The 6579-nt window shown below is 51.3% G+C and carries 2 protein-coding genes and 1 pseudogene; all 3 read right to left on the bottom strand.

Annotated features, from left to right (window positions below; genetic code table 11):
• A pseudogene (locus tag ACQUTD_RS19790) lies at window positions 1-300 on the bottom strand (hypothetical protein); the annotation flags it as partial.
• 13 nt (window positions 301-313) lie between these two features.
• Window positions 314-2734: a hypothetical protein gene (locus tag ACQUTD_RS19785; protein ID WP_473274445.1), complete on the bottom strand. Its 2421-nt coding sequence runs from the start codon at window positions 2732-2734 to the stop codon at window positions 314-316.
• Window positions 2735-2916: 182 nt separating this feature from the next.
• A complete protein-coding gene (gene tssM / locus ACQUTD_RS19780; RefSeq protein WP_473274444.1) occupies window positions 2917-6576 on the bottom strand; it encodes a type VI secretion system membrane subunit TssM in 3660 nt (1219 codons plus the stop codon).
• Between the last annotated feature and the right edge of the window lie 3 nt (window positions 6577-6579).

The following is a 6579-nucleotide window of genomic DNA, read 5'->3' as shown; positions in this document are numbered from 1 at the left end:
GCCATCCTCTTTGATACCTCGTGCCAGCTGGCCTTTAATGTATTTTACCCAGTCTTTTTCAATTGTGGGGCGATCAACCTTCACACCAGTCATTACGTTGATCTCAAAATTTTCAAATCGATAGACACCATCATACATAAACATATAATCCGGCAGCTCCACCACATAACGCCCGAAGCAGTGTTGCTTTGTGGACATTTTTCCGCTCATTTCAGACTCCTTTCCCCTTGCCACTGTTCCGCAGCCCTGTACAGCCAGGGCGATACAACAACTCAGTAAAACCGTTTTTATTCCTTTCATACCCTGCTCCCTGCTATTTACTTTGCTCAGCTTTATATTCCCAGGTCGCCTGCTGTATCGCAGTGTTTACCGCCCTGCGAATCGCCTCATCCTGCAGAATATCGCTGTGGTACTCGCTGCAGGCGACCACCTCGGCCTCTTTTACGGCGTCCGGCGTAACCTGTCCGTCCCCTTCGCCGGTTCCTTTCTGCAGAACAAACTCCACCGGAAGAATATCGGCACGCATTTGCGGTGAAGTCAGGTAAATAGTCCCCTCCCCGCTGTCTGCCAGGCTGCTAAGTAAATTCGTTTTAAAAAATGAGTTGATGCCTTTTACCAGCGGGTTATCAGTCGGGATATTTTTGCCGTACAGCGTCCAGGCTTCTGCCGGCGGCAGGGGGGTGGCATAATGTTGCGCCTGCCAGGCGATTTTATCCCGCGTTGAGGGCTTGCTGTTTTTTCCGCTAATAAATTTAGACGGCGTAGGAATTAAACCTTGCGCCAGTGCGGAATAGAAAGAGGGGCAGCACTGGATATAACGCTGAATCATTTTAAAATCCGTCTCAGCGTACTCAATGCCTGCACAGGTGTAATCTTTATTTATCAATCTGTACCAGGGGTCAGTTATTATATATTCGCTGTAAATATCCTCCTTTAATTTAAGCGGCACCAGGGCCGGAGGTTTACCTCCCTCCGGCGGCTTAGGCTGCCAGCACAGCCATTTTTGAGGATAGGCGTTGTTCGGCAGGGTCTCCAGCGCGCACTGGCTATAGCTCAGCACTGCCGTGATTTCCATCGCGTTCGCCCCCAGCACCTGATTCGTGACGTAGGCCACCGCCATGTCTGATTTGCTGTCCGCTTTTACCGGCGTCTGCATGCCCGCACGGAACCACGCGTAGGTTTCCGGCGTACCGTTCTCAGGCAGCCCGACGTGAATGGCCTTCAGTAACTCCAGTCCGCCGGTAAAAGGATTAGGTTCCTCCTGCACGACAAACGGACTGGCTTCAGCCTCCATCTCACCCGCGTCAGAATACTCCTCTGTATCTCTCCCGCTCATATCACTGTTATCGCTACCGGTCTGCTGACCGCCATCCCCGCTGACTGCGTTCTTCCCGTCCGTTTCCGGCGGCGCGTCCGCCAGCAGCGCCTCCATCACCAGCCCGCCCGTGCCGTGGGTGATGACGATAATCTGGCTTACCGGCTCCCGGGTTATCCAGCTCTGGGTGATACCTTCCGTCCCCGCGGGCTTATAGGACGCGGCGATTTGCCTGATGCGGCGCTTCAGTCGTTGCGCCCCGTCCGCGCAGCCCTGCATCCAGTTGTAGCCCACCACATGCAGCGGAAACGCAAAACCACCCATCTGCAGGGCATAGTTTTTCGCCTCGCCCCAGGGCAGCGGCGGCTCCTTCTTCTCCGCCTCCGGTTTTTTGTCCTCCGGCTTTTTGTCCTCCGGTTTTTTGGCGTCCGGGGCCGGTGCAGCAGCGGCAGCGGCGGGCGCTGTCCCTTCCGGCGTTTTACCGTCGGCCTTTTTCTCCCCGCCACGGATATCAAACAGCGTCTCTATGGCCGCCAGCAGGTCCTTCAGCTGCTTACCCGTCACCAGCGACGGCTTCGGAATGGCGCCTTTCCCGGTGCTCCCCGCCTGACTCGTGCCGCGCAGGTTAAAGTGCGCGTCGAGCTGGCGCTGCAGCTCCATCAGAAACTCGCCGTACTGCTCCCAGCACACTTCCCCCCACCCGCGCTTAAAGCGCTCCTCTGCCTCGAGCGGGCGCACCGACGTTTTACCGGTAAAATAGCCGCGGTCAAACCTGCCCGTCTCTGCATCCTGCGGCAGGGTCAGCAGCGTATCGTCCCGGCCTGTCTTCTCCCCCACCAGCAACCGGCGTCGCTCTGCAGCGTCGTGAAACATCCACTCCAGCACCGAAATCATGCCCCAGATGTTACGGCCGATCTGCAGTACGCCTTCCAGCTTGCCCATGGTTTCAAAGGCGCCGTCGATTTTTGCCTCGAGTTCCGCGATTTGCTTTTTAACCCTGGCCAGCTCCTCCCTGACCTTTGCCACCGCGTTATGGGTGTCGGTATTCGCATCTTCAGCGGCCGCATCCAGCCGCTTCGCCACGTCATCCTGCCCCAGGAGTTTCAGCAGCCGGGTACTGGTTTTGTACAGCCCGGTCAGCGTGCCCTGCAGCGCCTTGATGGTTTTCTGCAGCGCAATCACCCGCTTTACGGCAACCGAGTCGTTTATCGCTGCGGTCTGTTGACTGATAACCCCGCTAAGATCCGCCACGGCGGTGCCGAGCGGGGTATGGTAGCTGCCCATCCCCGCCATTGGATCCCACACCACCAGCTTCTCGTGGGTGTTGTACAGCCGGGTGCCCATTATGTCGGGGACAAATATCACCGGGATGACCTGTTTTTTGCACTGGCAGTTCTGCCGGCATTCATGACTGCTCATATTTACGATCCTTATATAATCGACATTCCCTTTATTTATTCCGTAATAAGACGGTCCAGTAACAAGAAGCGTTATTAAGGTGGTAAAGAGAACGTTCCCTTTATATTACGAACCAGACGCTTTATTTTATGTAAAAAGCTATCAGACCTGCTTTTCAAAAACAGATCTGATAGTGCTCTTTACTAATAAAGTTGATCCATTAAGGTAAACTGACTAAAAACGTCACCAGAGAATGGATTGTCTGATGCATCTGTATAAACGCGATACGTTACCGTTCCACCATCAACGGTGAAGCGGATATCAAAATTCCCCTCCTGAATACTGGTGAGTTCACCTTTATCAAGAATATGAAAGGTGGCCCAGGGACCGGAATAACCCATACTGCGCGGTGAGGTATCACTGGCGGCGGGCACCAGGGTAACTTTACTTTCATTACCGGAGCGCATCGCATTAGGCCATACCAGATGGGCAGTGACATGATTACCCTGAGTATAATCAATAAGCTGTCCGTCAAGGTTAAGCACGGCGCGACGTTTGTTAGCACTGAGCTCCAGGGGTGAAATAGCATACTGGATCCCAAAGCCATTCTGCTTCGAGAAGAATATCGCGCGAATTTTTTCAGCCTGTTTAAGGGCTCGCACGATTTCCGGGCGGATAACCGTCTTACCCTCTAATGAACTTGCCTGCCCTTCAACGAACACCCTGAGGTTGTCCCGGTAAAAACTATCAATGACACCGTCGGGGGCAAAGAAACGTTCCATGTCACTTAGCGCAACGTCTTTCGTCGCCTTCGGATTAAAAGGATACTTATCTGCCATTTGCGTTAAGAATGGGGTCACAACTTTGCTGGACCATTCCGCTTCCAGCGATTGCAATGCCAGTTTCATTACTGCATCCCAGCTATTGTCCGCAAACTGCCCAACCCAGCGACCGAGTGGATCTGATAAGTTACGCGACATCTGTTTCGCGGTGAAAAAAGCATCCGGATTGTTCTTTTGTAAACGCATTTGCACTAACAGTAATGCCGCTTTGCCGGGTTCAGGCGCGTTACTGACCCGATGAAGCTCACCATTCATTGCCGATAACGCATTGTAAGCCTGACGTAACTGACCGTTCTGATCTTCGCTATGCTCTACCAGCGCTTTCTGTTCCACAAAGGAACGTCCAATACGGTTGAGCAGCTGGTATTCAGGTTGATTCGCCATTTGCTCAAGGGTTTGTTTCTGGGCAACATTGAGGATCTCTGACGCTTTCCCCCCTTCTTTCTGCGCATTTTTCACGGCGGTTTTGGGATCGGCAATAGCCATTTGTAGCTGGGCCTGCGTGTTATCCCGTAACACTAACAGGGTGCGCCAGACAGGTTGCCCATTATTCAACACGGCATCCAGAGCATCTATCGCTTCAGTGATATCAGCAAACTCTCTTATATTCAGGTTATTAAGCGCATTACGCCAATGACTGACGTAATCGCCCACATAGCGATCCATAATCTGCCGCTGGATCTCCTGCTTATCCGCTTCACTATAATCAGTATGTTCGGTAAGTTTTAGAACCCAGGCATCCAGCCCGGTAATATCAACAAGGCGATCCAGTTGTTTGACTAAGTAGTGGCTTAGCCCATAACGGGTCCAGAATTGAGGAATTTGCAGTAGCTCTTCATCATCTGCCACAAATACCGTATCAAACTGCGCCCCAATTTCTGTGCGAAGGTCGAGGTCCGGAGGTAACTGATCCCGTGCTTTAATGCCCAGGTTCTGATAGACACGATGATAGAGCGGCAGCTTGCTGAGTTCCATCTGAGCGCTATGCACATCGCCAGCAAAAGGCTCCCATGCTTTAATTGCCTCCTGATCGCCTTCACGGCGGTCATAGGCCCAGTCTGTATGTTCAAGAGCATAATCAAGATGCTGCATCAGACGATCTTGCACATCTTTCTGCCCGGTAAAGGCTTTTTGCCAGCGACCACGCATGTACTCTTCAACCAGCGTCTTGTTGCGTCCGCTTTTATCCTCCAGCATGCGCATCACGCGCAGCAATGCCAGTTTTTCATCGCTGTTATCTGGCGCATTTTCCATTTGCTTTTGCAGGTCGGCCATTAATTGAGGCAAAAAGCGAAGCTCAAGAAAGCGTAAATACGTTTTTTCAACCAGTTGACCTATGCGGTCTCCCTGATAGAGTCCCATGTCCGATAACAATGAGTTTTTGTTATGGTAATCACCGTAGGAAAGCGTGGCTTCACGAATGATATCCATATGCGGTAACCAGTCAGCGCCAAGTGGTTTGGTAAAATCTGGCGTGCCGATTTTTTGAAAGGTTTCTACTTTTTTTAAAGCCAGTTGCCCTGCCTGATAATTTTTTAAGTAGTAGTAATACCAGCCACTTAACAAAGCCAGTGCCACCCCTCCCGAGATGACGGTTGCCAGCGCCAGATTATGTCGGCGTACCCGCGTAAATTCATTATTCTCTCCCGCGAGATGAGGTTCGGCAAAAAGCACGTCTGCAAAGAGTTGATGGATGAAGTAACCCCGCTGATTTTCCTTCGACGGCCATACGCCCTGGGTGGGTTCGCGTAACTCATAGCGCCTGGAAATAGCATCCTGAAAAAAGTCACTGCGCCGGTTTTGCTGAACGGCAGACGTAAAATAACAGCCGCGAATAAGCATTTGCCTGCCGGGATCGCGATTATAATGCCTGAGCAAATCATTTATGATTTCCTCCGTAATATTCCTCAGTGCTGATAATTGTCCAAGGAAGCAAAACAACGAGGTGCGGAGATCGATAGAAGTGCCGTTAATCATTTGCTGCGGCATAAGCTGGTTAAGACTGTTCTGCCATTCGTCCCAGAAATTGGTCAACTCCTGTCGCCAGCCCGTCCCTTGCTCAGCATCTAATGAAAATGAAACGCCCAGCGTCTGGTTACGTATTTTTTGGGACAAGGAGGGATAAAGAGCCTCAAAACCGTTTAGTACATCCATCTTATTGATAACAATATATACCGGCATACGGCAGGCGAAACGATCGCTAAGCTCCAGGATACGGGTTTGCCAGCCCTGCATCCATACACGACGCGTTTCATCATTCATAGCCATCAATTGTTGAACGTTGAGCGTAAGTACAACGCCATTCAAAGGTTGCCGGGGTCGATGCTGTATAAGCCAGTCAAGAAGGTGCTGGTGCAATCGCTCGCCTCTGCTGGCCCCTTTTTCGACTGCATCGTTCCTGGACTGAAAAAACTCACCGGGTGGATCGATAATGACCGCCGAATTTGTCAGCGCAAGTTTAAGTGTTTTGAGTTCAATGCCTTCATGTAGCTCTCTTATATACTCACTGGCATAATCCAACGGAATAATCTGATCCGACTGACGAATGAGCGCACTCTTACCACTAACGCTATCTCCTAACAGCATGTACCAGGGACGGTTATAGTTTGCATTTTTACGGTGGCTACGTTGCAAATAGTGTTGCATCCACTCGTTTAGATACTCTTCCTGATAATCAACACTCGCCTGATAAGGTTTTTTTTCAACCGATGCCTGCCCGGGGAGTGTTTTTTTCACCTGCTGGTACAAATAAAAGCTCACCACGCTCAGCGCAATCAGCAAAAGCAAAAGCGTAGCTACGACACGATTGCTCTGTGATGCTAATGGCTGACTCTCACCCCAAACCCAGCGCGGCCCCCACGTCCAGATCGCAATGAGGCCCAGCCCCCAGACCAGCCATAGTAAAACCAGGGAGACAGAGAAGCGTGGTAACAAGGGTTTCAGACGCAACAGCTGAAGAAATAGCGACTTCACTGTACGTAACGGGGAAAGCCAATATGTGATTTTATTTATAATGTTCATGAA

The organism is Enterobacter sp. K510 (assembly GCF_055804875.1).
Note: the sequence above shows the minus strand (reverse complement) of the source record. Positions and strands in the feature narration are given on the sequence as shown.